The organism is Burkholderia sp. LK4, assembly GCF_001043615.1.
Taxonomy (GTDB): domain Bacteria; phylum Pseudomonadota; class Gammaproteobacteria; order Burkholderiales; family Burkholderiaceae; genus Burkholderia; species Burkholderia cepacia.
In genome coordinates, this window is the sequence record NZ_LDUL01000009.1 from 196,710 (window position 1) to 220,823 (window position 24,114).

The 24,114-nt window shown below is 66.7% G+C and carries 21 protein-coding genes; 12 read left to right on the forward strand and 9 right to left on the reverse strand.

The features are described from left to right. Positions 1-168 precede the first annotated feature (168 nt). The 3 genes from VK92_RS05055 (at position 169) to VK92_RS05065 (ending at position 3,647) form a co-directional block, all read left to right on the forward strand. On the forward strand, positions 169-912 hold the full coding sequence (locus tag VK92_RS05055) for an acetyltransferase (RefSeq protein WP_048025296.1): 744 nt from the start codon (positions 169-171) through the stop codon (positions 910-912). 39 nt (positions 913-951) lie between these two features. Further along, on the forward strand, positions 952-2,892 hold the full coding sequence (locus VK92_RS05060) for a tetratricopeptide repeat protein (RefSeq protein ID WP_048025297.1): 1,941 nt from the start codon (positions 952-954) through the stop codon (positions 2,890-2,892). Positions 2,893-2,984: 92 nt separating this feature from the next. After that, positions 2,985-3,647 carry an acetyltransferase gene (locus tag VK92_RS05065; protein WP_048025298.1) on the forward strand — a complete coding sequence of 221 codons (663 nt, stop codon included), beginning with the start codon at positions 2,985-2,987 and terminating at the stop codon, positions 3,645-3,647. A gap of 10 nt (positions 3,648-3,657) precedes the next feature. Here the strand turns inward: VK92_RS05065 and vioA are convergent, their stop codons facing one another. The 5 genes from vioA to VK92_RS05090 form a co-directional block, all read right to left on the reverse strand. After that, positions 3,658-4,800 carry a dTDP-4-amino-4,6-dideoxy-D-glucose aminotransferase VioA gene (gene vioA / locus VK92_RS05070; protein ID WP_048025299.1) on the reverse strand — a complete coding sequence of 381 codons (1,143 nt, stop codon included), beginning with the start codon at positions 4,798-4,800 and terminating at the stop codon, positions 3,658-3,660. A gap of 28 nt (positions 4,801-4,828) precedes the next feature. Beyond that, positions 4,829-7,168: a tetratricopeptide repeat protein gene (locus VK92_RS05075; RefSeq protein ID WP_048025300.1), complete on the reverse strand. Its 2,340-nt coding sequence runs from the start codon at positions 7,166-7,168 to the stop codon at positions 4,829-4,831. A gap of 254 nt (positions 7,169-7,422) precedes the next feature. After that, complete coding sequence (locus VK92_RS05080; protein ID WP_027788658.1) at positions 7,423-7,722, reverse strand: flagellar protein FliT; 300 nt, start codon at positions 7,720-7,722, stop codon at positions 7,423-7,425. Positions 7,723-7,747: 25 nt separating this feature from the next. Further along, the gene (gene fliD, locus VK92_RS05085) at positions 7,748-9,256 is read right to left on the reverse strand and encodes a flagellar filament capping protein FliD (protein ID WP_048025301.1); all 1,509 of its coding nucleotides are present in this window, start codon (positions 9,254-9,256) and stop codon (positions 7,748-7,750) included. 132 nt (positions 9,257-9,388) lie between these two features. Further along, on the reverse strand, positions 9,389-10,558 hold the full coding sequence (locus tag VK92_RS05090) for a flagellin (protein WP_048025302.1): 1,170 nt from the start codon (positions 10,556-10,558) through the stop codon (positions 9,389-9,391). Between the two features lie 520 nt (positions 10,559-11,078). On the opposite strand from VK92_RS05090, the gene rpsU reads away from it, so the two are divergent. After that, positions 11,079-11,291 (forward strand): 30S ribosomal protein S21, encoded by a 213-nt coding sequence (gene rpsU / locus VK92_RS05095; protein ID WP_006401410.1) that lies wholly within the window; start codon positions 11,079-11,081, stop codon positions 11,289-11,291. A gap of 151 nt (positions 11,292-11,442) precedes the next feature. Here the strand turns inward: rpsU and VK92_RS05100 are convergent, their stop codons facing one another. Then, positions 11,443-13,566, reverse strand: a complete 2,124-nt coding sequence (locus VK92_RS05100) for a TonB-dependent siderophore receptor (RefSeq protein WP_048025303.1) — start codon at positions 13,564-13,566, stop codon at positions 11,443-11,445. Between the two features lie 227 nt (positions 13,567-13,793). Here VK92_RS05100 and VK92_RS05105 point away from each other — a divergent pair, with 227 nt between their 5' ends. Continuing rightward, a complete protein-coding gene (locus VK92_RS05105; protein WP_048025304.1) occupies positions 13,794-15,035 on the forward strand; it encodes a PepSY-associated TM helix domain-containing protein in 1,242 nt (413 codons plus the stop codon). A 126-nt stretch (positions 15,036-15,161) separates the two neighbouring features. On the opposite strand, the gene VK92_RS05110 is transcribed toward VK92_RS05105, so the two are convergent. Beyond that, positions 15,162-15,764, reverse strand: coding sequence for a DNA-3-methyladenine glycosylase I (locus tag VK92_RS05110; protein WP_048025305.1), 603 nt, complete (start codon positions 15,762-15,764; stop codon positions 15,162-15,164). 142 nt (positions 15,765-15,906) lie between these two features. Here VK92_RS05110 and VK92_RS05115 point away from each other — a divergent pair, with 142 nt between their 5' ends. Both VK92_RS05115 and VK92_RS05120 read left to right on the forward strand, forming a co-directional pair. After that, positions 15,907-16,788 (forward strand): BadF/BadG/BcrA/BcrD ATPase family protein, encoded by an 882-nt coding sequence (locus tag VK92_RS05115; RefSeq protein WP_048025306.1) that lies wholly within the window; start codon positions 15,907-15,909, stop codon positions 16,786-16,788. Between the two features lie 143 nt (positions 16,789-16,931). Continuing rightward, positions 16,932-17,756 carry a Cof-type HAD-IIB family hydrolase gene (locus tag VK92_RS05120; protein WP_048025307.1) on the forward strand — a complete coding sequence of 275 codons (825 nt, stop codon included), beginning with the start codon at positions 16,932-16,934 and terminating at the stop codon, positions 17,754-17,756. Between the two features lie 118 nt (positions 17,757-17,874). Here VK92_RS05120 and aqpZ read toward each other — a convergent pair whose 3' ends face one another. Continuing rightward, positions 17,875-18,615, reverse strand: a complete 741-nt coding sequence (gene aqpZ, locus VK92_RS05125) for an aquaporin Z (protein WP_048025308.1) — start codon at positions 18,613-18,615, stop codon at positions 17,875-17,877. 304 nt (positions 18,616-18,919) lie between these two features. Here aqpZ and VK92_RS05130 point away from each other — a divergent pair, with 304 nt between their 5' ends. Further along, on the forward strand, positions 18,920-19,216 hold the full coding sequence (locus tag VK92_RS05130) for an H-NS histone family protein (protein WP_021162849.1): 297 nt from the start codon (positions 18,920-18,922) through the stop codon (positions 19,214-19,216). Positions 19,217-19,322: 106 nt separating this feature from the next. On the opposite strand, the gene VK92_RS05135 is transcribed toward VK92_RS05130, so the two are convergent. Further along, on the reverse strand, positions 19,323-20,387 hold the full coding sequence (locus tag VK92_RS05135) for a glycosyltransferase family 4 protein (RefSeq protein WP_021162850.1): 1,065 nt from the start codon (positions 20,385-20,387) through the stop codon (positions 19,323-19,325). Positions 20,388-21,049: 662 nt separating this feature from the next. On the opposite strand from VK92_RS05135, the gene flhD reads away from it, so the two are divergent. From flhD to motB, 4 genes are all read left to right on the forward strand, one after another. Further along, positions 21,050-21,370: a flagellar transcriptional regulator FlhD gene (gene flhD, locus VK92_RS05140; protein WP_027788649.1), complete on the forward strand. Its 321-nt coding sequence runs from the start codon at positions 21,050-21,052 to the stop codon at positions 21,368-21,370. 96 nt (positions 21,371-21,466) lie between these two features. Further along, complete coding sequence (flhC, locus tag VK92_RS05145; protein ID WP_011350591.1) at positions 21,467-22,021, forward strand: flagellar transcriptional regulator FlhC; 555 nt, start codon at positions 21,467-21,469, stop codon at positions 22,019-22,021. Between the two features lie 179 nt (positions 22,022-22,200). After that, positions 22,201-23,061, forward strand: a complete 861-nt coding sequence (gene motA / locus VK92_RS05150; protein ID WP_011350592.1) for a flagellar motor stator protein MotA — start codon at positions 22,201-22,203, stop codon at positions 23,059-23,061. Between the two features lie 13 nt (positions 23,062-23,074). Next, positions 23,075-24,094 (forward strand): flagellar motor protein MotB, encoded by a 1,020-nt coding sequence (motB, locus tag VK92_RS05155; RefSeq protein WP_048025309.1) that lies wholly within the window; start codon positions 23,075-23,077, stop codon positions 24,092-24,094. Positions 24,095-24,114 lie beyond the last annotated feature (20 nt).

Consider the following 24,114-nt stretch of genomic DNA (forward strand, 5'->3'; position numbering starts at 1 on the left):
TATCTCCGGAACAGAAGCCAGAACGCCGTTCTTATTCGATGTCGGCTACCGTCGCCGGCTTTCTATACTGCATCGTCCATGCTCGTGGCCGATGTGCCGCGACGTTTTCCACCGCCGTTTCGAGCGGCCCGGCATCGAGCCGCCGCACCGGCACACTTGCGACCGCGAATGAACGTTACGACCTCCGACGATTGTATTGGCGTGCTGCCTGACCATCCGTGGGCGAAGCATTTCATCGTGCTCGGCTACCGGGATGGCGCCTTTTCGGCGATTCCGAACAATTTTTTCCGCACCTGGGTCGATGAAGAGGCGCAGGTCGGTACGTTTCATATCGGCCGGTGCTCGTCGATCGGTGTGGGTTCGATCGCAAAGTACGATCAGGGCGTTCAGAAACTCGTGATCGGCAAGCACGTGGCAGGCGGAATGCGTCTGCGATTCCTGTTGAATGGCCAGCACGAGATCCGGACCATTTCCACGAGCCCTTTCAGCGTCTATGGTAACGGCCTCGAGAATCCGCCGATACCGCAATACGCGGACACCGTGATCCACAACGACGTCTGGATCGGCGACGAAGCGCTGTTTCTCGGTGGCAGCCAGATCGAGAGCGGATGCGTGATCGGCGCGCGGGCCGTCATCCCGCCCAATTTCCGCACCGAGGCGTACGGCATCTATGCCGGTTCGCCGGCCCGTCTGATTCGCTTCCGCTTCACGGAAAAAGTGCGCGAACGACTGCTGCAGCTCGCGTGGTGGGACATGCCGCTCGACTGGATCAAGCAGAACAACGACGCATTTCTGGTCGATCTCACCGCCGACGAAGAGCGCGCACTCGACACGCTCGCAGCGCTCCAGGAAGCCAGGGACCGGGCCGTCAGCCAGCCGGGCCAACCGGCCGCCGTGCCGGCGTCCGTCTGACCGTCCGTTCGCGCCGCGCGCCGCGAGGCGCCGCATGACATGACCCCTGCTTCCGACGAATCCGCGCTGGTTCAACACGCGGCGACCCAGTGCCAGAACGGACAGTTCGCCGACGCACTGTCGCTCGTCGCGCCCCTGCTCGACCGGCCGGCGCCGGCAGTCGCGGCGCTGCACATCGCGGCCGTCTGCGCGCTCGGCCTGAACCGGCTGGCCGACGCGGAAGCATGGTGGCGGCGCGCGATCGACGCGATGCCGGCGTTCGAGCCGGCCTGCGACGGCCTCGGCGCGCTGCTCGTGTCGCAAGGGCGCCTGCCCGATGCCGAGGCACTCCTGCGCCGGCAGCTTGCGTCCGTCACGCCGTTGCGGGCGTCGCACCATCACCGGTTCGGCAAGGTGCTCGAAGCGCTCGGCCGGCTCGATGAAGCCGAGCAGGCATTCGGGCAGGCGCTGCTGATCGAGCCGCAGTCGGCCGACGTGCTGGCCGATCTCGGCAACCTGTTGCGTGTGCTCGGCCGCCACGCCGAAGCGGAACTCGCCTACCGGCTCGCGATTACCGTGCGAGCGGACTTCGTGCTCGCGCACGCCAATCTCGGCGCGATCCTCGTCGACATGCAGCGGTTGCCGGAAGCGGAAGCCGCCAGCCGCCGGGCGCTCGTGCTGTGCCCGGATCACCCGGAGGCGCACTACAACCTCGGCGTCGCGCTGCAGAACCTCGATCGCCTGCCGGAAGCCGAAGCGGCCTATCGCGACGCGATCCGTTGCCGTCCCGGCCTGCCGCAGCCGCACAACAATCTCGGCTGCGTCCTGCGCGCGCAGGGGCGCCACGACGAAGCGATGGCCGTGTTCGCCGACGCGCTGTCGCTCGCTCCGGACATGGCCGAAGTGCACTACAACCTCGGCACCACGTTCGCGCATGCCGGCCGCCACGACGACGCCGAACGCGCGTACCGCCGCGCGCTCGAACTGCGTGCGGACTATGGCGATGCGCGTTTCGGCCTGGCGACGCTGTTGCTCGGCCTGGGCCGGTTCGAAGAAGGCTGGCGGCGCTACGAATCACGCTACGAACAAGCGGCGTTCGTGCACCGCCGGACCCGCGAGGTGCTGCGGTGCGCGCAGTGGCAGGGCGAACCGCTCGCCGGCAAGACGCTGCTCGTCTGGCAGGAAGACGGCCTGGGCGACATGCTGCAGTTCAGCCGCTATTTCGCGGAATTCCGGGCGCGGCACGCGGCGCGCGTGGTGTTCGCGTGTCAGCCCGCGCTGCATCGGCTGATGGCGACGGTCGACGGCGTCGACGCGGTGCTCGATCACGAGACGGCGACGGCGCAAGCCGCGCAGTTCGATTACTGGACGAGCCTGCTGAGCGCGCCGATGCACTCGGGCACGACACTCGACACGATCCCGCCGCCGGTGCGGCTCGCGCCCGATCCGGCCCGCGTCGCGCGCTGGCGCGCACGCCTCGATGTATTGCCGGCCGGCCCGCGCGTCGGGCTCGTATGGAAAGGCAACCCGAAGCATCACAACGACGCGCACCGCTCGCTGCCGTCGCTTGCGTTGCTGACGCCGCTGTGGAGCGTGCCGGGGGTGAATTTCGTGAGCCTGCAGAAAGGGCAGGGCGAGGACGAGGCGCGTCAGCCGCCGGGCGGCCTGCCGCTGCTGCATCTGGGCTCGGAGCTCGACGATTTCGCGGATACGGCCGCGATCGTCGCGCAACTCGATCTCGTGGTGTGCGTCGACACGTCCACCGCGCATCTGGCCGCGTCGCTCGGCAAGCCTTGCTGGGTGCTGCTGCCGAATCAGGACGTGGACTGGCGCTGGATGCACGGCCGCGACGATTCGCCGTGGTATCCGGGCACGGTGCGGCTGTTCCGGCGCGGGCGCGACGAAAGCTGGATCCGGATGGCCGAGCGCGTGCGTGCGGCGTTTGCCGCGCATTTCGCAGCGGGTCGCGTGACGGCGGACGAGACGGCGCAGGTCGTCTGACGTGACGGCGCGCGCCGCGCGGGTGCGGCGACGCGGCATACTGCGGGGAACGCGGCAAGGCCGCCCCTGCTTTCAGATCAATCGAGGCCCTTGTGGAAAACATCGTCATCGTCGGCTCGTCCGGTCACGCCAAGGTCGTGATCGACATCGTCGAACAGGCTGGCCGGTACCGGATCGCCGGGCTGATCGATTCGTTCCGGCCCCGCGGCGAGGAGACCCTCGGCTACGCGGTACTGGGCGCCGAACGCGACCTGCCGGATCTGGTCGGTGCGCACGGCATCGCCGGGCTGCTGGTCGCCATCGGCGACAACCACGCGCGCGAGAACGTGACGGCCGCTCTCGCGGCGCTCGTGCCAGGCCTGCCGTGCGTGTCGGCGGTGCATCCGGCCGCACGCATCGGCAAGGCGTCGACGATCGGCGCGGGTACGGTCGTGATGGCCGGCGCGGTGATCAATCCGTGCTGCGCGATCGGCAACGGGTGCATCGTCAACACGAACGCGTCGCTCGATCACGACGGCACGATGGAGGATTTCTCGAGCCTCGCGCCAGGCGTCGTCACGGGCGGCAACTGCCGGATCGGCCGCGGCGCGGCGATCGGCCTCGGCGCGATGCTGCGGCACCGGATCGCGGTGGGCGAGCACGGCGTCGTGGGCGCGGGCGCGGTCGTGCTGCACGACGTCGAGCCGTACACCGTCGTGTACGGCAACCCGGCCCGCCGGATCCGCGCGCGCGCGGCCGGCGAGCGTTACCTGTAGGCGTCGCGCGTCAGCGCGCGATCAGCTCGACGATACGGCGGACCATGTCGTCGGTGAGCGCCGGGTAGATCGGCAGGCACAGCACCTTGCGCGCGGCCTCGGTCGCGACGGGCAGGTTGTCGCGGTTGGCGGACGGCAGCCCGCGGTACATCGGGAATTCCGAAATCAGCGGATGGAAGTAGCGGCGCGCGTACACGTCGTAGTCGCGCAGCTTCCGGTACAGCCCGTCGCGATCGAGCGGGTAGTCTTCGTCGACGAGGATCGCGAAATACGCGTGGTTCGCGACGGTCTGGCCGCCGAGCGGCACGCAGCGGATGCCGCGCACGTCGGCGAGCAGCGTGCGGTACAGCGTGTCGATTTCGCGGCGGCGCGCGAGTGCGCCGTCGATGTGCTGCAATTGCAGCATCCCGAACGCGGCGTTGATTTCGCTCATCTTGCCGTTGATGCCGGGCGCGACGACCGTGACTTCGTCGACGAAACCGAAGTTCTTCAGGTGATCGATCCGTTGCTTGGTCTTCGCGTCGGGGCAGATGATCGCGCCGCCTTCGAACGTGTTGAACACCTTCGTCGCGTGGAAGCTCAGCACCGACAGATCGCCGTGGGTGAGCACGCTGCCGGTGGTGTTCTGCACACCGAACGCATGCGCGGCGTCATAGATCACGCGCAGGTTGTAGTTGTCGGCGATCTTCTGGATGGCTTCGACGTCGCACGGATTGCCGTAGCAGTGCACGGGCATGATCGCGGTGGTCTGCGGCGTGATCGCCGCCTCGATGCGCGCGGGGTCCAGGTTGAGCGTGCCGGGCGTGACGTCGACGAATACCGGCTTGACGCCGTTCCACAGCAGCGAATGCGCGGTGGCGACGAACGAATACGGCGTCGTGATCACTTCGCCGTTGATGCGCAGCGCCTGCAGCGCGGTGACGAGCGCGAGCGTGCCGTTCGCGAACAGCGACAGGTGCGGCACGCCGAGATACTCGCACAGCGCGCGCTCGAACTGCTGGTGGAACGGGCCGCCGTTGGTCAGCGTGCGGCTCTCCCAGATCTTCTCCAGGTACGGCAGGAATTCGTCGAGCGGCGGCAGGTGCGGCTGCGTGACGTAGATGCGTTCGTGCGGCAGTTGCGCGACGGACGACGCGGGCAGGCTGGCGGTCATGATGGTCTCTCTCGATCTGACGTGAGGTTCAGGCCTCTGCCGCGGCCTGTGCGGTGGTCATGTCGTCGAACAGCGGCGTGTCGAATGCGGTCGCGGGTTCGCCCGCGCACCAGCGGGTCCACATCGTGCGCAGCGCCGACGACAGCCCGGCCGCGACGACAGCCGGCCGGAACGCGGCGGACTCTCCGCAGCGCGCGCGCAGGCCGGCGCGAAGCGCCTGCAGCGCGGCGGTGTCGCGGCCGAGCGCCAGCGCCCTCGCGACGAAGTCGTCCTCGTCCGTCGCGATGTACGCGTCGAGCCCGACGTGCTGCAGCCAGCCCGCGCTGCCGCGCCCGGCCATCGTCGCGCCGGGGATCGTCACGGTCGGCACGCCCATCCACAGCGCGTTCAGCGTGGTCGTCGAACCGGTGTAGGGGAACGCGTCGAGACAGAGGTCGACGCCGTGATGCTGCTGCATGTAGACGGGAATGTTCGAGCGCCGGTGGAACGTCAGGCGGTTGGCGTCGATGCCCGCGGCCGCGAACCATTCGGTCAGCGTCTGCTGGTCGCGGTCGTTGTCGAGCGCGCCGAGCGCCATGCGCGCGGTCGGGTCCGCGTGCAGCACGCGTGCCCAGACCTGGATCACGTGCGGGCTCAGCTTGTTCAGGCGGTTGAAGCTGGCGTACGTCGTATAGCCGTTGTGCAGCGCCGGCAGCACGTTGACGGGCGGGCAGTTCGGCGGCGGCATGAACGGCGCGATCGCGGGTAGCCGCACGATCTGCTCGACGAACTGGTCGTCGAATGCGCCGTGCGGCGCGACGAAGCGGTCCGTCAGGTAGTAGTCCATCGCGGCGAGGCCGGTCGTGGCCGGATAGCCGATCCACGATGCCTGAACCGGCGCGGCGCGCTGCGCCAGCGCAACGAGCCGGTTGCGGCCGGTATGGCCCGACAGGTCGATCACGATGTCGATGCCGTCGTTGCGCACGCGTTCGAGGAAGGCCGAGTCGCTCATGCCGGCGACGTTGCGCCAGGTCGTCGCGTGGGCCTTGAAGCGTTCCGACGTGTGATCTTCCTCGAAGTGATTGTGATAGAAGTGCATCGCAATGCCGGGGTCGGCCGCGAGATGCTCGATCACGGGCACCGCGTAGGAGGCGACCGCGTGGCTGAACAGGTCGCCTGACACGAAGCCGACCTGCAGCTTGCGCGCCGGATCGCGGGGGTTCGAGAACACGGCCGCGCGCTTGCGCTTTTGATTGTCGTAGCGCTTGCCGAACTTGCGGTGCTCCGCCACGAGTGCCTGCGGATCGAATTCGGTGCTGTGCGCGATACTGAACAGCATGCTGCTGTGAGTGACGCTGTCGGTCGGGTTGATTTCGATCGCGCGCCTCAGCCAGCCTATCGCTTCCTGCGTTGCACCCAGTTCGAGCAGCACGAAGCCGAGCGTGCCGCACGGCGCGGCCGCACCGGGCGCGAGTTCGACCGCGCGCCGACAGGCCGCGAGCGCTTCATCCGTGCGGCGCAGCGCGAACAGCACGAGACCGCGAATCCGCATGGCCTCCTGGTGATCGGGCTGAAGCTGGTACAGGCGCGTGCACTGCTCGTCGGCTTCCGAGAGACGGTTCATCGCCCGTAGCGTATCCGCGAGCAGGATGCGCACGAGGACTTCATCCGGCAGCAGTTCGACCGTGCGAAAGCCTGCCTCGATCATCTCCGCGAAGCGGCCTTCCCGGTGAAGCGATGCGGACAGCGCGCGCCAGCATGCGCCGTCTTCCGGGTAGTCGGCGACCAGTTTCCGCGCAAGCGCGGTGGCTTCAGCGTGCCTGTTCTTGGCGAACAGCGCTGCGTGCTTTTGCAGCAGCGTCTGATTGGGGCGGCGGGCAGACTTGCCGGAGTCGCTCCGCCCGGCCGCGGTTTCCAGGACGATCGCCGCGTCGATGCCGCTTGGGGCGGTCGCGACCGCTGCAGTTGCGAGCACGATATCGGGTGACGCCAACTGGGCGATCAGGCTGTTCAGCGCGGGCCCGTGCACGCCGCGTTGTTGCGCGATTTCGACCGCGATCCACGCGGCGGCCGTCTGCCCGCTGCGATGCAGCGCGTGAATGTAGCTGACCCAGTAGTAGCCGTTGTCCGGGCTTGCGCCGAGGGCGGCTTCGAAATGCGGTACCGCATCAGCCGCCTGGCCCATATCGGCCAGCAGCACCGCGAGGTTGTAATGCGCATCTCCATGCGCGGGCATCGCGTCGAGGATGGCCTCGTACAGCGCCCGGGCGTCTTCGAACGCGCCGCTGCGATGGCGCTCGAGCGCGTTGCCCATGACGAGCGCAATGTCCTGCGCAAGCTGCTGTTCGGGCGTAAGCGTGGCGGAGGCGGACAGGTCGAGCGAGAGCATGATGGAATCTGCGGAAAGTCGGTCGATACCATTATGGGTAGCGCGCCGCTGCGCCGATGCCATGAGATGACGGTAAAAGCCTGGTCAGTTTGGCCGATTGAACGGCCCGCCGCGGGGCCGGGCGGCGCGACTGGCGGCACCCAAAAAAAACGCCCGCACAAGGCGGGCGGAGGCGAACGAGCACGCCCTCACATCAGCGCGTAGTTCTTGTTGTCAGGTTGGTGCGCCGCCAATGATGCGGCGCCAGGCGCGCGTCAGCGGCTCGCGATGCTCTGGTACTGGCCGACGGCCTGCACGCGGCCCATCGCCGCCTGGTATTCGTTGGTCAGCTCCTGCTGCGCGCGTTGCGCATCGGCGAAGATGCGCGCGTTGCTGGCCTGAATCCGGCGGATCGCGGCGATGCCGGCCGGCGGCTGATCGGCCGCGAGCGACGCAACGAGCGGCTCGCGCAGGTCGACGAGGCGCGCCGCCTCGATCCAGTCGGCCATCGCGGCCGCATGTTCGATCGCGTCGGTGAGCGCGTCGAGCTGGGCGATCAGTTCGGTCTGTTCCATCGTGGCTCTCCTGTCCGGCCAGCGGTCAGCTCTTGTTGCTCGACAGCGCGCCGGCACTGTTCGTGCCGCCGAACAGCTGCGTCAGGTACTGCGAGTTGCTGTTCATCGTCGCCATCAGCGTGTTGAGCGCGGTGAATTGCGCCTGGTACTGGCTGGTCAGTTGCGCGACGTAGTTCGACAGGTTCGTCTGCTGCGTGGCGACGCTTTTCAGGTCGTTGTTGAGCGCGGTCGTGCGTGCGGCGATCAGCCCGCCCGTCTGCGTGTAGTTCGTGATGTCCTTCGTCAGCTGCTGGCCGATCCCGTTCGTCGAGTTGAACAGCGACGCGACGCCGGTCGGGTTGTTCTGCAGTGCGGAGTTGAGCGCGGTGCTGTCGACCTGCAGCGTGCCGTCTGCCTGCAGCGTGACGCCGATCGACGCGAGGTTGACCGTCGAGCCGTTGCTGCTCACGCCGCCCGCGACGACCGACGCGAGTGCGTTGCGGATCGTGTTCAGCGTCGAGTCGCCGAGCAGCGGGCCTTGCGACGACGCGCCGGCCGTGAAGCTCGACAGCGAGCCCATCGTCGTGACGAGCGTGTTGTAGAGCGTCACGAAGTTGTTGATCGCCGACGCTTGCGTCTTCGTGTCGGTGGCGACCGTCAGCGTTTGCGGCTGCGTGCCGCTGACGGCGGCCGAGGTCAGGTTCAGCGTGACGCCGGTGATCGCGCCCGTCACGGTGTTGCTCGCGCTCGTCGCGGCGATGCCGTTGATCGTGAAGGCGGCGTCCTGCGCGGCCGTGCTTTGCTTCCAGGCAGCGCTGCTGTTGGCGGATGCAATGGACGACTGGCCGCCCGTCGTGCTGGCCGTCGACGTGACGCCGAGGCTGGAGAGGCCGTTGTCGCCGGTCACGTTGCTGACCGTTACGCTGATCGCATTCGCCGCGCCGGTCGGCGTCGAGCTGAGCACGAGGTGCGCGCCGTCGCTGCCGTTGACGACGGAAGCGACGATGCCCGGGTTGCCGGTCGTGTTGTTGATCGCGGCGGCGATGCCGGACAGCGTGTTGTTGTTGCTGCCCACGTTGACCGTGAACGACTTGCTGCCGAGCGACAGCGTCATCGTGCCGGTGCCGAGCGCCGTCGACGCACCGAACGCGGCCGACGACAGCGACTGCGACGTCGCGATCTGCGTGACGCCGACCGAATAGCTGCCGGCGACGGCGCCGGCGCCCGCGGTCGCGGTCAGGCCGGTGCCGCTCGCGGTGGCGGTGAAGGTGTTTTGCAGCGAGCCGTTCGACAGTGTCGTGACGCCGGCCTGGAGTGCGCTCAGCGCGGCCGAAAGGGCGCCGTACGCGGAAATCTGGGTGTTGTCGCTGGCCTGCTGCGCGCTGAGCGCGGCGGTCTGGCCGGCGGTCTTCGCATTGACGAGCGCCGTCACGAGCGAGTTGACGTCCATCGACGAGTTGCCGGTCGATCCGCTGATGATCGATTGGGCAGCCTGTTGCAGCGCGCTGTTGGCCGAGCTGTTGGCGGCGGTGACGGCGGGATTGATCGTCGACATCGTAGTGCTCCGTGCGGCGGGTAGTCCGTGAAATTCTGGATAAGGACCTGGCGGCGGGGCAAGGCCCCGCGCGCCAAGTGACTACGGCCGGGCCGCGCGTTACGCGGGGCCCGGCCGTGGGTTGCTACGCGATTACTGCAGGAGCTTCAGGACCTGCTGCGGCAGCGAGTTTGCCTGTGCGAGCACCGAGATGCCAGCTTGTTGCAGCACCTGGTTCTTCGACATGTTCGCGGTTTCCTGCGCGAAGTTCGCGTCGGTGATCTGCGACTGTGCCGACGACAGGTCGGTCGATTCTGCCTGCTGCGCCGTGGCGATTGCCGTGAAGCGGTTTTGTGCCGCACCGAGCTGTGCCTGAACGTTGTTCACCGTCTGCAGCGCGTTGTCGATCGACACCATCGCGACGTTCGCACCGCTGACGGTGCTGATGTCGAGGGCAGACACGGTTGCATTCTTATTGACGGCGTTGATCTGCGCAACTGCGTTCGTGGCCGCGGTGAGCGCCGCTGCCGACATGCTGGCGCCGCCGACGCTGGTTGCGCTCGTTTGGAGCGTCAGAGTGCCGACTGCCGCGCCCGTGCCGCCCGTTGCGTTAGTGCCGAACACGGACTGGGCATAGGTTTGCGAGATGGCGCCGCCGTTCTGGTCGGTGAACGTGTAGCCACCCTTGCCGTCCGACAGCACGTTGATCGCGGTAACCGTTACAGCCGCCGCCGCCGTCGTGTACGCGCCGCCGCTGTCGAGGCTCAAGCCCGTCACCGTGCCGACCGTCTGGCCCTTCTGCACCAGACCGCCGCCGATCTGCGCAGCCGACATGCTTTGGCTCAGGTCCAGCGAAATCGTCTGGCCGACGTTCGCGCCAACCTGGAACGACACGATGCCTGCGTTGCCGTTCAGGATGTTCGTGCCGTTGTACGTCGTTTGCGACGCGATACGGTTCACTTCCTGGATCTGTTGCGCAACTTCCTGTTGCAGTGCTGCCTGGTCGGTCGAGGACATCGTGCCCGTCGATGCCTGGACGGCCAGCTGGCGGATACGTTGCAGGCTGTTCGTCAGCGACGACAGTGCGCTCGATGCCGTTTGAATCATCGACACGCCGTCGTTCGCGTTCGACACGCCCTGGTTCAGACCGTTGATCTGGGTCTGCATCCGGGTCGAGATCGCGAGGCCTGCTGCGTCGTCTGCCGCGCTGTTGATGCGCTTGCCCGACGACAGGCGGGTGATTGCCTGCGACAGGGCGTTTTGCGAGCCGTTGAGGTTCTGCTGTGCAACCAGCGAGTTGATGTTGCTGTTAATTCCGAGCATGGAAAAATCTCCTGTGTAAGCCGAAAGCCCTGGAAAGCCGTTTTGGCGTCGGCGGAAGCACTCGTTCATTGCTGGCCGCCTCAGAGCAGGATTTCGGCGCACCAAAACAAAACTTGAGGGGCGCGTTGAGATTCGGCCCGATTTTTTATCCTTCTTTGTCATTTCGGACCGCCCCGGCGCGATGCCGGATGGAAGGGGCCGGAGAGCGGTCCCGGCACGCAGTCGTTCGCCTGTGCACACGCAATCGACAAAAGGGTGGTTTTGTCTGTGATTCCCTGCTATGATGGCGGGCTGAATTGAGATTTCTGTCAAGCCTCTGCCGTTTTCGGCGTGTCTGCTGGCAGTCAAACGCGGCGCTGCACGCGGCTTGTGAAGCGTACTCGCGGTGCTTTCCGCCTCTCTTTTCCGGCCTCCGAGGCCGTATTTCCGCTCGTTTCGCCTGTTTGTGGGGACGCTCGGATGGCCGGTGCGTGGCGCTTGGCCGCTACGTTTTTGACCGTTTAAGCAATTTAGGAACGACATGACGACGATTCTTCTGAAAGAAAACGAGCCGTTCGAAGTGGCGATTCGCCGCTTTCGCCGTGCTATCGAAAAAAATGGCCTGATCGCTGAACTGCGCGAACGCCAGTCCTACGAAAAGCCGACCGCAGTTCGCAAGCGCAAGAAGGCAGCAGCCGTCAAGCGCCTGCACAAGCGCCTGCGCAGCCAGATGCTGCCGAAGAAGCTCCACTAAGAGCGTCTGACGGTTCGCCGCGAAACGGCGGAGCGAGCTTCGAAAGAAGCCGCTTCGCCGTTTTGCTTTTGCGGCTCGGGAAAATCCCGGGGCCGCCGCGGTGCGGCCATGCCGGCCGGCCGCCGACGGCTTGCGGCCGCCGGCGCGGCGTTCAGAAGTCGATCTTCGCGCTCAGGCTCACCGTGCGCGGGTCGCCCGGCTTCACGTAGTCCGCGTACTGGTATTCCCAGTAACGGCGGTTCAGCACGTTGTCGATCGACGCGCGCAGCGTCACGTCGTGGCGGCCGATCCGCGTCAGGTAACGCGCCCCCGCATTGACGACGAGAAAGCCCGGGGCGTCGAGGCCGCCGGCCGCGCGCAGCGGCGTCGCGCCGGTGAATTTCGCATCGACGCCGAGCGTCAGCCCCGGCACGCCGGGCACCGCATAGCCGATGTCGCCGGCGAGCACGAAACGCGGTGCGCCCGCGACGCGGTTGCCGTTGTTGCCGATCCCGTTCGCGTACCACGCGTCGAGCAGCATCGCGTCGACGCCCGCGTTCCAGCGCGCGCCGATTTTCGCGCGCGCACCGAACTCGATCCCCTGAATGACCGATTCTCCGTCCTGCACGTAGACGTTCGCCGCGTTCGCATATTCGGCGCTGCGCTCGATGCGGAACAACGCGGCCGTCGCGCTCCAGCGCGCGTGCTCGCTCTTGATCCCCAGTTCGTACTGCTTGCTGCGCAGCGGCTTGAGCACCTGGCCGGCGTTCGCGTAGACGTCGTTCACGCGGCTGCCGGGCTCGAGCGATTCGGCGTAGCTCGCGTACGCGGTGGTCGTCGGCGCGAGCTTGAACATCACCGCGAACGTCGGCGTCACCACGCCGTTCTGGCGATAGCCGGGATCCTCCGCGCCGCTCGCCTGGAACGAGCGCTGCTCGTAGTTCATGTAGCGCACGCCGGCGAGCACCGACCAGCGCGCCGAGAGCTGCACGGTGTCGCTCGCGAACAGTGATTTCTGCACGATCTCGCTCGTGCGGTACTGGATGAAGCCGTGCGGGCTGTCGTAGCGGTAGGGATTCGGCGCATACAGGTTGCCGGCGCCGAGCGGCACGAACACGCTGTTCGCCGAATAGTCGTTCGCCTGCTTCTGCCACGACGCACCGATCACGATCTGGTGGCTGAACGCCCCGGTGCGTACCTTGCCTTCGACCATCGCGCGCCACTGGCTGAAGCGGTGATCCTCCATCCCGACGTAGCGGCTGTCGGTGTAGTTGCCGGCTGCATCCTGCAGGTACAGCGTGCTTTCGTTGCGGCGGCGCGTCGCCTTGCTGTAGCTGTACGCGACGTCGAGCTGCCAGTCGGGCGCGAGCTGGTACTGCAGCCCGGCCGTATAGAGCTGCAGGTTCGTGTTCAGGTACTGGTCCTTGCCGCCGAGGTTCGTCGTGCCGCCGCTGATCGTCGCGGGCAGCACGCCGCCTGGATAGCTGCCGGTGAAGATCGACGGCGTCTGGCCCGTCGTGCGGCGATCCTGGTACAGCGCGCCGACATTCACCGACAGGTCGCGCGTCAGGTTCGCCTGCAGCGCGAGCGATACGCTGTCGCGGCGGATGTTGCCGTCGTTGTACGTCCTGCCTTCCTCGTGCGTCGCGTTCAGCCGCGCGCCGAACCTGCCGTCCGGCCCGAAGCGCTGGCCGAGATCGACGTGCTCGGTCCACACATTGGTGCTCCGGTAGCCCACGTCGACGCTGCGCACGGGTTCGGCACCAGGCTGCTTCGTCACGTAGTTGACGACGCCGCCGGGCGTCACGAAGCCGTACAGGAAACCGCCGAGCCCCTTCAGCAACTCGACGCGATCGAGCTGCTCGTACGGCATCGTGATCCCGTACGTGACGAACGGCAGCCCGTCGATCTTGTAGCCGTTCTGCCAGTCGAGCTGCATGCCGCGCACGGTCATGTAGCTGGCCCACGCGCTGTACGCGCCGCTGTTGTCGGACACCGACGCGTCCTTCGCGAACACGTCGCCGAGCTTGTACGGCTGGCGTGCCTCGAGCTCCTCCGACGTGACGATCGTCGTCGAGAACGGCGTGTCGAGCTGGCGGCGCGTGCCGAGCGCGCCGGTGGAGACCGTGTCGGTCAGGTGCTGCGGCGAGTCGTGCGTGGCGGTGACGTTGACGGCAGGCAGCACCGTGGCGCCGCCGGGCGAATCGTCCGCGTGCGCGAGCGACGCGGCAACACAGGCAAGGGCGGCGGCCACGCGACGTGGACGGACGGGAGGGCAGGCGAGGCTGACGGTCATCGTGGATAAGTAAAAATGCAAGTAAGAATCATTCGCATTGCGATAAAATGTCGCGCATCGTATCAAAACCCGTCGAACGCGCAACAATTCCATGCCGCGTGCAAGGGCATCCGGCCTCGCCAGCGACGGCCGGCACCGCTCGTGCGCGGCGCGTGACCTCAAATGACCTGCATTCCGTTGATCCGGGGCCGCTCGTGCCGGCCCGCTTTCCCTTTGCCCGGTGCGCGATGAACGCGTTCCTGCGACCGTTTCTCGTCCGCCTGCATCGCTGGTTCGGCCTCGCGATCGCGCTGTTCCTGTTCGTCGCGGGGCTGACCGGCGCATTGATCGCGTGGGACCACGAGCTCGACGCGCTGCTGAACCCGGACTTCTACACCGCACGCAGCGATGCGGCGCCGCTTGATCCGCTCGCGCTCGCGGCGCGCATCGAGGCCGCCGACCCGCGTGTGCAGGTGACTTATCTGCCGCTCGCGATCGAACCGGGACACACGCTGCAGGCCGGCGTGATGCCGCGCACCGATCCGGCGACCGGCCAGCCCTATGCGCTCGACTTCAGCCAGATCGCCGTCGATCCCGCGACCGGCGCGGTGCAGGGGCGCCGTGAATGGGGCGCGCTGTCGCTCGCGCGGCTCGACCTGATGCCGTTCATCTACCGGCTGCATTACTCGCTGTTCCTGCCGGTGTATGGCGGGATCAATTTCGGGTTCTGGGTGATGGGCGTCGTCGGCATCGTGTGGGCGATCGACAGCCTGATCGCGCTCGTGCTCGCGTTTCCGAACCTGAAAAGCTGGCGCAAGTCGTTCGTGTTCCGCGTGCGGCGCGGCGGCTATCCGCTGGTGTTCGACCTGCACCGCTCGGGCGGCGTGTGGGTGTGGGGGCTGCTGCTGGTCGTCGCGGTCACGTCGATCTCGATGAATCTCGCCGTGCCGGTCGTGCGGCCGCTGGTATCGCTGGTGTCGCCGCTCGCCGAGACGCCGTACACGAACCCCGAACACTTTCCGCCCGCGCCGCCGGGCAGCACGATGCTGCCGCGCGAGCGGATCGTCGAGATCGCGCGCGCGGCCGGGCGCGACGCGGGGATCGCCGCGCCGCCCGGCGCGCTGCTGTTCGCGCCGGCGATGAATGCCTACGCGGTCGGGTTCTTCACGCCCGGCAACGAGCACGGCGACGTCGGGCTCGGCAACGCGTGGCTCTACTGGGACGCCGTGACCGGCAAGCCCGTCGCCACCCAGGTGCCAGGCCGCGGCTCGGCCGGCGACCTGTTCATGCAGGCGCAGTTTCCGCTGCACTCGGGGCGGATCGCTGGCGTCGCGGGCCGCGCCGCGGTGAGCGTGCTCGGGATCGTCATCGCGATGCTGAGCGTGACGGGCATCTGCATCTGGGTGAAGAAGCGCAGCGCGCGCGTGCGGGCCGCACGCGGTGCACGGGCGGTTGCGCCGGCGCCGGCGCCGTCGCGCGCCGCCAGGTGAGCGGTTGCGCGTTGAGCATCGTTTCGTGAGGGGGCAGCCGGCGGCCTGACCGGAATTGCCGGCATAACCGGCATAACCGCCGCATGGCCGCGGCGAACGATGGGCGGCCGGCGGATGCCCGCGCCGTCAGCCCGCCTTGCGCCGGCGTGCCGGCTGCTTGCCGCCGAGCGCCGCGCATTGCGCGTGGCACGGGCAGCCGACCTCGTGATCGTTGACCATGCCGGTGGCCTGCATCAGCGCATAGCAGATCGTCGAACCGACGAACTTGCAGCCATACGCCTTCAGCGCCTTGCTGAGCGCGTCGGACTGCTCGGTCGACGCGGGCGCGTCACGGTACGACTGCCACGCGTTCTGGACCGGCGTGCCGCCGACGAACGACCACAGGAGCGCGGCGAGCGACCCGTGTTCTTCCCGGATGCGCTGCACGGCACGCGCATTGGTGACCGCCGATTCGACCTTGGCGCGATTGCGCACGATACCGGGATTCTCGAGCAGCTTTTCGATGCGCTTCGGCGTGAAGCGCGCGACGGCATCGACGTCGAAATCCGCAAAGGCGTCGCGATAGCCCGCGCGCTTGTTCAGGATCGTCGACCACGACAGCCCGGCCTGCGCCCCTTCCAGGATCAGCATTTCGAACAGGTGGCGATCGTCGTGCGACGGCACGCCCCACTCGGTATCGTGATAGTGAGCATCCGCTTCAGTCTTCACCCAGTTGCACCGCTGCGACATCGTCTGCCTCGTTTTCAGTGTCGATTCGATCGTGCCAGCATAGCGGAAGCCCTTTTCACGGAACAGCCGGCCGAACGGCAGATGGGCGCGCGGCGCCGATCCGGTTAAGCTTGGCGCCTGTTCGAATCAGCGGGATGAAGGCATGGCGGCATTACTTTTTGCGATCGGGATCGACGGTGGCGGCACGGGCACGCGCGCGGTGCTGGCCGACCGGCACGGGCGTGAGCTCGCGCAGGGGCGCGGCGGCCCGTCGGGGCTCGGGCTCGGCATCGAGCGCGCGTGGGCATCGATCGGCGCAGCCTGCGCGGACGCGTTCACGCGGGCCGGCCTCGCATTCGACTGGCCGCAGTGCGCGCTCGGCTGCGGGCTCGCGGGCGTCAACAATGCCGCGTGGCTCGCCGCGTTCCGCGCGCAGGCGCCGCTCGGCGCGCTCGCGGTCGAGAGCGACGCGTATACGACCGTCGTCGGCGCACACGGCGGCGCGCCGGGGCTCATCGTCGCGCTCGGCACCGGCAGCATCGCGGCGGCGCTCGATGCGGCCGGCGCCTGCCGGATCGCGGGCGGCTTCGGCTTTCCGTCCGGCGACGAGGCGAGCGGTGCATGGCTCGGCGTGCGCGCGCTCGCGTATGCGCAGCAAGCGCTCGACGGACGCGTACCGCGCGATGCATTCGCGAACGCGTTGCTCGCGGAAACGGGCGCGCAGGATCGCGACGCGCTCGTCCAGTGGTCGTGCGATGCGAACCAGACGATCTACGCGCGGCTTGCGCCGATCGTGTTCGCGCACCGTTCGCATCCGGTCGCGGGCGCGCTGATCGCGCAGGCGGGCGACGAGATCGGCAAGATGATCGACGCGCTCGATCCGCAGCAGGCGCTGCCGGTCGCGCTGTGCGGCGGCCTGGCGGACGCACTGGCTCCGGCCGTGCCGGCGCGCCATGCCGCCCGGCTGCGCGCGCCGCTCGACGATTCGGCGCACGGCGCGCTGCGGCTCGCGCTGCAGGCGCTGCGCGAGGCGGAAGGCAACTGAGCAACTGAAGGCATTCGAGGGCAGCTGAACGCGCACCGAAACCGGGCCGACGGCGGCGATCGACCGGGAACCGTCCGGCAGGCAACCGGGCGCGACGTTAGAATGGCCGTTCCGCAGAGCCCTGAGCGCCATTCTTCCGTCCCATGTACAAAGTCATCGCCACCGATCTCGACGGTACCTTGCTGAACAGCGACCACCAGCTCGATCCGTACACGATCGACACCGTCCGCCGGCTCGACCGCGACGGCCTGCAGTTCGTGATCGCCACCGGGCGCCACTACGCGGACGTCGCCGGCATTCGCGACGTGCTCGGCATCCGGCCGTACCTGATCACGTCGAACGGTGCGCGCGTGCATGCGCCGGACGACACGACGATCCACGCGCAGGACATCGATCCGGCAATCGTCCGCGGCCTCGTGCAGCCGGATATCGTCGGTGCGCACGGCCGCGTGATCGTCAACCTGTTCACCGACCAGGGCTGGCTGATCGACCGCGACGCGCCGCACCTGCTCGAATTCCACCAGGATTCGGGCTTCCGCTACGATGTGATCGACATGGCCGCGCACGACGGCACGGATATCGCGAAGGTGCTGTACATCGGCGATCCGGCCGATCTGGCGGTCGTCGCCGAGCAGATGCGCGTGCGCTTCGGCGATGCGCTGTATGTCACGTACTCGCTGCCCGACTGCCTGGAAGTGATGACCGCGAACGTGTCGAAGGGCCGCGCGCTGCGCTCGGTGCTCGCGCGGCTCGGCGTCGACACCGGCCACTGCATCGCGTTCGGCGACAACATGAACGATATCGACCTGCTCGAAACCGCCGGCCATGCGTTCATGATGAACAACGCGAACCCCGACCTGGTCGCGCGGTTGCCGCACATCCCGCGGATCGGCAACAACTTCGACGCGGGCGTCGCCCGCCACCTGCGCACGCTGTTCTCGCTCGAAGGCAACGCCGCCGCGTCCTGAGCGTCCCGCCCGGGTGGAAATGAAAAACGGGCGCCAGCGGCGCCCGTCGAAATTACCTGCCTCTATCTTCTTGGACAGCGTGAGGCTCGCTGCTCTGCTCGCTTGACCCCGTAGTGATTTATTCGCTTGTGCGAGCGGATGCCGGCAGCAGGTCGACGGCGTTGTCACGCCCCGCGACCAGCGGGTAGATGATCCCGGCGAGTGCCGCGCCGATGATCGGCGCCACCCAGAACAGCCAGAGCTGGCCGATCGCTTCGCCGCCCACGAACAGCGCGGGGCCGGTCGAGCGGGCCGGGTTCACCGACGTGTTGGTGACCGGAATCGAGATCAGGTGAATCAGCGTCAGGCAAAGGCCGATCGCGATCGGCGCGAAGCCGGCCGGTGCGCGCTTGTCGGTGGCGCCCAGGATCACGAACAGGAAGAAGCCCGTCATCACGACTTCGCAAATGAACGCCGCGCCGAGTGCGTAGTGGCCGGGCGAGCGCTCGCCGAAGCCGTTCGTCGCGAAGCCGCTGCCGACGACGTCGAAGCCCGGCTTGCCGGTCGCGATCAGGTACAGCACGAATGCGCCGAGCGTCGCGCCGACAACCTGCGCGACGATGTACGGCACGAGATCGCGTGCGGGGAAGCGGCCGGCGACCGTCAGGCCGACGCTCACCGCGGGATTCAGGTGGAAGCCCGAAATATGGCCAATTGCGAATGCCATCGTCAGCACCGTCAGGCCGAAGGCAAGTGCGACGCCGGCAAAGCCGATGCCGAGGCCCGGAAAGGCGGCGGCCAGCACGGCGCTTCCGCACCCGCCGAGCACCAGCCAGAACGTGCCGAATGCCTCTGCAGCGAGACGCTGAGAAAGATTCATGTAAGGACCTCGTTCAAGTTCAAGTGGATTGAAGGCGACCGGACGACGCGACGCATTTAAACCGTCATCCGGAATTGGTCTGGATTATAGGAAATGAATCGGGTGGGGGAGGGTCAACGATTGTTAAATTTTAATGGCTGACGAATGCCCTTATTAGAATAAGTCCGCATTCTCGATATAGTCGAATCGGTTAAAGATGGCAGCATTAATTTCGAAGGGCAGGGCGGCAGTGCGGATGGCGTAACGGATGTTGGTGTCCCGGCCGGATTCGCCGGGGCCGCATCATCAAAAGGGGAGTCGAAAAATGTCTCAATACGCGAAACTCAAGGCGCAGATCGCGGATCTGCAGGCCCAGGCGGACGATGTGCGCCGCCAGGAAGTGGCGGCAGTGATTGCCGAAGTCCAGCAAAAGATTGCCGAATATGGACTGACTGCCCAGGATCTGGGCTTCGCGGAGCGAGCGAAGCGCGGGCGCCCGCCGAAGAAGGCGCCGCTGCCGCCGAAATACCGCGATCCGAAGTCGGGCGCGACCTGGAGCGGGCGCGGCAAGCCGCCGAATTGGATCGTCGGTAAAAACCGCGATCGTTTCCTGATCGAATGATCGAAAACCCCAAACAAAAGAGCCGCATCTCGATGCGGCTCTTTTGTTTGGCGCGCCGATTGCGGCGCGGATTGGATTACGAAATATTTCTTCGCGAATTTCCGTATCAGGCGCCGGCGACGCGGCGCAATACCGGCTGGCGCGCTCCCGTGCAAAGCGATTCGTAAGTTTCGACATAACGCTGCGCCATTGCCTTCGAGCTGAAGCGCGTATCGAAACGTTCCCGGATTGCGGTGCGCGACAGGCTGTCGATCCGGTGCAGTGCGCCGACCGCGCCCTGTACGTCCTCGACGATGAAGCCCGTGACGCCGTCCTCGATCACTTCCGGCACCGAGCCGCGGTTGAATGCGACGACCGGCGTGCCGCAGGCCATCGCCTCGATCATCACGAGGCCGAACGGCTCCGGCCAGTCGATCGGGAACAGCAGCGCCTTCGCGCCGGACAGGAACGCGGGCTTCTGCGCCTCGTTGATCTCGCCGATGAATTCGACGTGCGCCTCGCCGAGCAGCGGCTCGATCACTTCCTTGAAATAGTCGGCGTCCGCCTTGTCGACCTTCGCGGCGATCTTCAGCGGCAGCCCGCTTTGCGCGGCGATCCGGATCGCGGTGTCGACGCGCTTTTCCGGGCAGATCCGGCCGAGAAACGCGAGGTATTCGGGCTTCACGCCCGGCTGCGGCGTGAGCAGCGTGTCGGGCAGCCCGTGATACACGGTGCCGGCCCACGCGGCCTGCGGCAGCGGTTTGCGCTGGTTGTTCGAGATCGACACGACCGGCGCGTCGGGAAACGCGTCGAACACCGGCTGCAGTTCCGGCAGGTCGAGGCGGCCGTGCAGCGTCGTCACGTACGGCGTGTCGAGGCGCGACATCAGCGAGAACGGCAGGTAGTCGAGGTGAAAGTGCAGCACGTCGAATTCGTGCGCGACCCGGGCGACCTGCTCGAGGAGGCGCATATGGGGCGCCATCGAATCGCGGATCGACGGATCGAGCCGCAGCGCGCGCGGCCAGGCCGCCTCGAGGCGCGCCGACGTGACGGAGTCGCCGCTGGCGAACAGCGTCACGTCGTGGCCGAGTTCGACGAGCGCCTCGGTGAGGTAGGACACGACACGCTCGGTGCCGCCGTAGAGTTTCGGCGGAACGGCTTCGTAAAGCGGCGCGATCTGGGCGATTCGCATGGGTGTTCTCCTGTTTGATCCGGGGGCACGGTGGTGCCGGTGCGGATCCCGTACAAGGTTGCGGAACTCGCCGACGCACGCGGTTGGCGGTACGTGGCCGTGCCCTGGGCGGGGTGCGCGGGGCGCCGGACGGCAAGCTGCGGGGCGGGCCGGCACGGCTCGCGCCGCCGCCCATTGGAGTCCATTATCGATATCGCCCTGAGGGGTTCGAGTGTTTTTTCAAACACTTAAGGCTTGTTACACGATGAAATACGCAAAAACCCCGATAAAAAGGGCGCGGAATCAGGAATGGAGACAGATGCAACTATTGTTGCGTCATTGTGAAAAAGCACTATAATTTTTACCGATCCGATTGCCGGCAGCCTTGCCGGCAAGCCTTTCGTCATTGCACCGGGGCCATTGGATCCATCTCGGCCGAACCCGCGTCGGCACGTGCTTTCGCGATTGAAGCTTTCAATTCGCCTTGTCGGAAAAATTCCTACACGGTTTACAGACAAATCCTGCATGGCATACGCCACTTCGCTGATACCGGCATAAATGCCGTTTGGCCAAAATTCGCCCTGTAAGACTATAAACGAGCCGACCGAGCGCCCAGAGCGCTCCGAGCGAGCAAACGTTTTCATAACACGAATGGCCAAAGAAAGCTCTTTAACGGGGGAATCATGAGCGCTACCAGCGAAATGCTCAGTGAGATCAAAGAGGTCAACCTGTCGTACCTCCTCCTCGCGCAACGCCTGCTGCGGGAAGACAAGGCGATGGGCATGTTCCGCATGGGAATTTCCCAGGAACTGGCCGACGTGCTCGGGAACCTCACGCTCGCACAGACCGTGAAACTCGCCGCGTCCAACCAGATGCTGTGCCGCTTCCGCTTCGATGATCACGCGCTGCTGTCGTCGCTCGCCGACAAGGGCCGCAGCGATGTCGTCGCGCACGCCCACTCGGCCATCCTGATGGCCGGGCAGCAGGTCGAAGGCGTCCGCTGATCCATCACCCCGCCTTGCGTTGAGTCCCGGCGTGTCGCGCCGGCGGGCAGCGTACTGGCCATCCATCCGAATCACGTCAAGCGGACGGTTATCACCATGGCAAGCAAAAGCGTCGTGATCGAGGTGAAGGAAATCACCCTCGCCATCGAACTGATCGAACTGGGCGCCCGGCTGCAGTTGCTGGAAGCGGAGACGAGCCTGTCGCGGGATCGTCTGATCAAGCTGTACAAGGAACTGAAGGGCGTGTCGCCGCCGAAGGGGATGCTGCCGTTCTCGACCGACTGGTTCATGACGTGGCAGCCGAACATCCACTCGTCGCTGTTCTACAACATCTACCGGTTCATGCAGGACCACGGCCGCTGCGAGCCGATCCAGTCGATCGTGAAGGCGTACCGGCTCTACCAGGAGCACGTGAACCTGTCCGGCGACGAAGCCGCACTGAGCCTCACGCGCGCGTGGACGCTCGTGCGTTTCTTCGATTCGGGGATGCTGCAGATGACCCCCTGCACGCGCTGCGGCGGCCACTTCGTCGCGCATGCGCATGATCCGCATCAAGGTTTCGTCTGCGGCCTTTGCCAGCCGCCGTCGCGCGCGGGCAAGACCCGCAAGGCCGCCGCCGCGCGCGCCGAACTGGCCGCCGCCGCGGCCTGAGCGCCGCCGGGCGGGCGCGAGCGGGCCGCGCCGGGCGGTGCGGATCGCCCGCTAATCGTCTGCGAATTGCTGGTAAACACCGTCGGGCCGCCGCCGGGCGGCCGCGAAAGTTTTCCTGCCGACTGCCGTAAACCTGTTTAACGGCGGTCTCCCCGCCGGTCATTCGTGAGGGACAGGCAGTGCTGATTATCGTGGGAACACTCGTGACGCTGTTGTCCGTCTTCGGCGGTTATGCGCTGGCAGGCGGGCATCTGGGCGCGTTGATCCAGCCCGTCGAGATCCTGATGATCGTGGGTGCCGGCGTCGGCGCATTCATCCTCGGCAACGGCGGCAAGACCATCAAGGCGACGCTGCGCGTGCTGCCGACGCTCTTCAAGGGCTCGAAATACACGAAGGATGTCTACATGGAGCTGATGGCGCTTCTTTACGTGCTGCTCGCGAAGGCACGCAAGGAAGGCACGCTCACGCTCGAGGCCGACATCGACGATCCGGAAAAGAGCCCGATCTTCACGCAATACCCGAAGATCCTCGCCGATCACCACATCGTCGAATTCCTGACCGACTACCTGCGCCTGATGGTGGGCGGCAACATGAACGCGTTCGAGATCGAGAGCCTGATGGACGAGGAGATCGAGACGCACCACGCGGAAGGCGAAGGCCCCGCGCATGCGTTGATGCGCGTCGGCGACGCGATGCCGGCATTCGGCATCGTCGCGGCCGTGATGGGCGTCGTGCACACGATGGCGTCCGCCGACAAGCCGCCCGCGGTGCTCGGCGCGATGATCGCGCAGGCGCTGGTCGGCACGTTCCTCGGGATCCTGCTGTCGTACGGGCTGATCGGGCCGCTCGCGAGCCTCGCGGAGCAGCGCGTGGCCGAGTCGACCAAGATGTTCCAGTGCATCAAGGTGACGATCCTCGCGACGCTGAACGGTTATGCGCCGGCGATCGCGGTCGAGTTCGGCCGCAAGGTGCTGTTCTCGACCGAGCGCCCGTCGTTTTCCGAGCTCGAAGAGCACGTGCGCCGCGTGAAGGCGAAGTGACGCGGAGCCCCCGATGAGCAAGAGCAAGGATCGCGCAATCGTCGTCAAGCGGGTGGCCCCGGCGAAGAAGGGTCACCACGGCGGCGCATGGAAACTCGCGTACGCGGACTTCATGACCGCGATGATGGCGTTCTTCCTGCTGATGTGGCTGCTGAGCTCGGTCACGCCGGTGCAGCTGAAGGGGATCGCCGAATACTTCAACACGCCGCTGAAGGCCGCGCTGTTCGGCAGCGGCGACCGCAGCTCGCAGGATTCCAGCATCATCAACGGCGGCGGCCGCGACCTGTCGAGCGTCGACGCCGGCACGCTGCGCCGCACCGACGGCATGACGCAGCTCGCCGAGCGTCTCGCGAAAGCGGGCGACGAGAATTCCCGGTCGCAGGCGCAGGGTGCGCAGGACCGGCTCGAGCAGGCGCGCCTGCACGACCTGCAGATCAAGCTGATGGCCGCGATCGAGGCCAACCCGACGCTGCGCCAGTTCAAGCAGCAGATCCGCATCGATTCCACGCTGATGGGGCTGCGCATCGAGATCGTCGATTCGCAGAAGCGGCCGATGTTCGCGATGTCGAGCGACCACGTCGAGCCGTACATGCGCGACATCCTGCGCGAGATCGGCAAGACGCTGAACGACGTGCCGAACCGGATCATCGTCCAGGGCCATACCGACGCCGTGCCGTACGCGGGCGGCGAGGGCGGCTACAGCAACTGGGAACTGTCGGCCGACCGCGCGAACGCGTCGCGCCGCGAGCTGATCTCCGGCGGCATGGACGAGGCGAAGGTGCTGCGGGTGCTCGGCCTCGCGTCGACGCAGAACCTGAACAAGGCCGACCCGCTCGACCCGGAAAACCGCCGGATCAGCGTGATCGTGCTGAACCGCAAATCCGAAGAGGCGCTGATGCGCGACGATGCGACGACCACGACGCTGTCGGCCGATGCGGCCGGCTCGCAGCAGCTCGCGCAGCAGCTGGCCGGCCCGGCGCCGGCCGCGCGGCCGGCGCTCGCGGCGTCCGCCGTCGCCGTGCCGAAACCCTGACGCTTAAAAGATTCCGAGAC

Coding starts and splice junctions, on each gene's coding strand:
- VK92_RS05090 (WP_048025302.1), bottom strand. CDS start 10,558: ATGCTCGGAATTAACAGCAACATCAACTCGCTGGTTGCACAGCAGAAC.
- flhD (WP_027788649.1), top strand. CDS start 21,050: ATGAGCGCTACCAGCGAAATGCTCAGTGAGATCAAAGAGGTCAACCTG.
- VK92_RS05130 (WP_021162849.1), top strand. CDS start 18,920: ATGTCTCAATACGCGAAACTCAAGGCGCAGATCGCGGATCTGCAGGCC.
- VK92_RS05075 (WP_048025300.1), bottom strand. CDS start 7,168: ATGCTCTCGCTCGACCTGTCCGCCTCCGCCACGCTTACGCCCGAACAG.
- VK92_RS05120 (WP_048025307.1), top strand. CDS start 16,932: ATGTACAAAGTCATCGCCACCGATCTCGACGGTACCTTGCTGAACAGC.
- VK92_RS05100 (WP_048025303.1), bottom strand. CDS start 13,566: ATGACCGTCAGCCTCGCCTGCCCTCCCGTCCGTCCACGTCGCGTGGCC.
- VK92_RS05110 (WP_048025305.1), bottom strand. CDS start 15,764: ATGTCGCAGCGGTGCAACTGGGTGAAGACTGAAGCGGATGCTCACTAT.
- fliD (WP_048025301.1), bottom strand. CDS start 9,256: ATGTCGACGATCAATCCCGCCGTCACCGCCGCCAACAGCTCGGCCAAC.
- VK92_RS05135 (WP_021162850.1), bottom strand. CDS start 20,387: ATGCGAATCGCCCAGATCGCGCCGCTTTACGAAGCCGTTCCGCCGAAA.
- aqpZ (WP_048025308.1), bottom strand. CDS start 18,615: ATGAATCTTTCTCAGCGTCTCGCTGCAGAGGCATTCGGCACGTTCTGG.
- flhC (WP_011350591.1), top strand. CDS start 21,467: ATGGCAAGCAAAAGCGTCGTGATCGAGGTGAAGGAAATCACCCTCGCC.
- motB (WP_048025309.1), top strand. CDS start 23,075: ATGAGCAAGAGCAAGGATCGCGCAATCGTCGTCAAGCGGGTGGCCCCG.
- vioA (WP_048025299.1), bottom strand. CDS start 4,800: ATGACCGCCAGCCTGCCCGCGTCGTCCGTCGCGCAACTGCCGCACGAA.
- VK92_RS05080 (WP_027788658.1), bottom strand. CDS start 7,722: ATGGAACAGACCGAACTGATCGCCCAGCTCGACGCGCTCACCGACGCG.
- rpsU (WP_006401410.1), top strand. CDS start 11,079: ATGACGACGATTCTTCTGAAAGAAAACGAGCCGTTCGAAGTGGCGATT.
- VK92_RS05115 (WP_048025306.1), top strand. CDS start 15,907: ATGGCGGCATTACTTTTTGCGATCGGGATCGACGGTGGCGGCACGGGC.
- VK92_RS05105 (WP_048025304.1), top strand. CDS start 13,794: ATGAACGCGTTCCTGCGACCGTTTCTCGTCCGCCTGCATCGCTGGTTC.
- VK92_RS05055 (WP_048025296.1), top strand. CDS start 169: ATGAACGTTACGACCTCCGACGATTGTATTGGCGTGCTGCCTGACCAT.
- VK92_RS05060 (WP_048025297.1), top strand. CDS start 952: ATGACCCCTGCTTCCGACGAATCCGCGCTGGTTCAACACGCGGCGACC.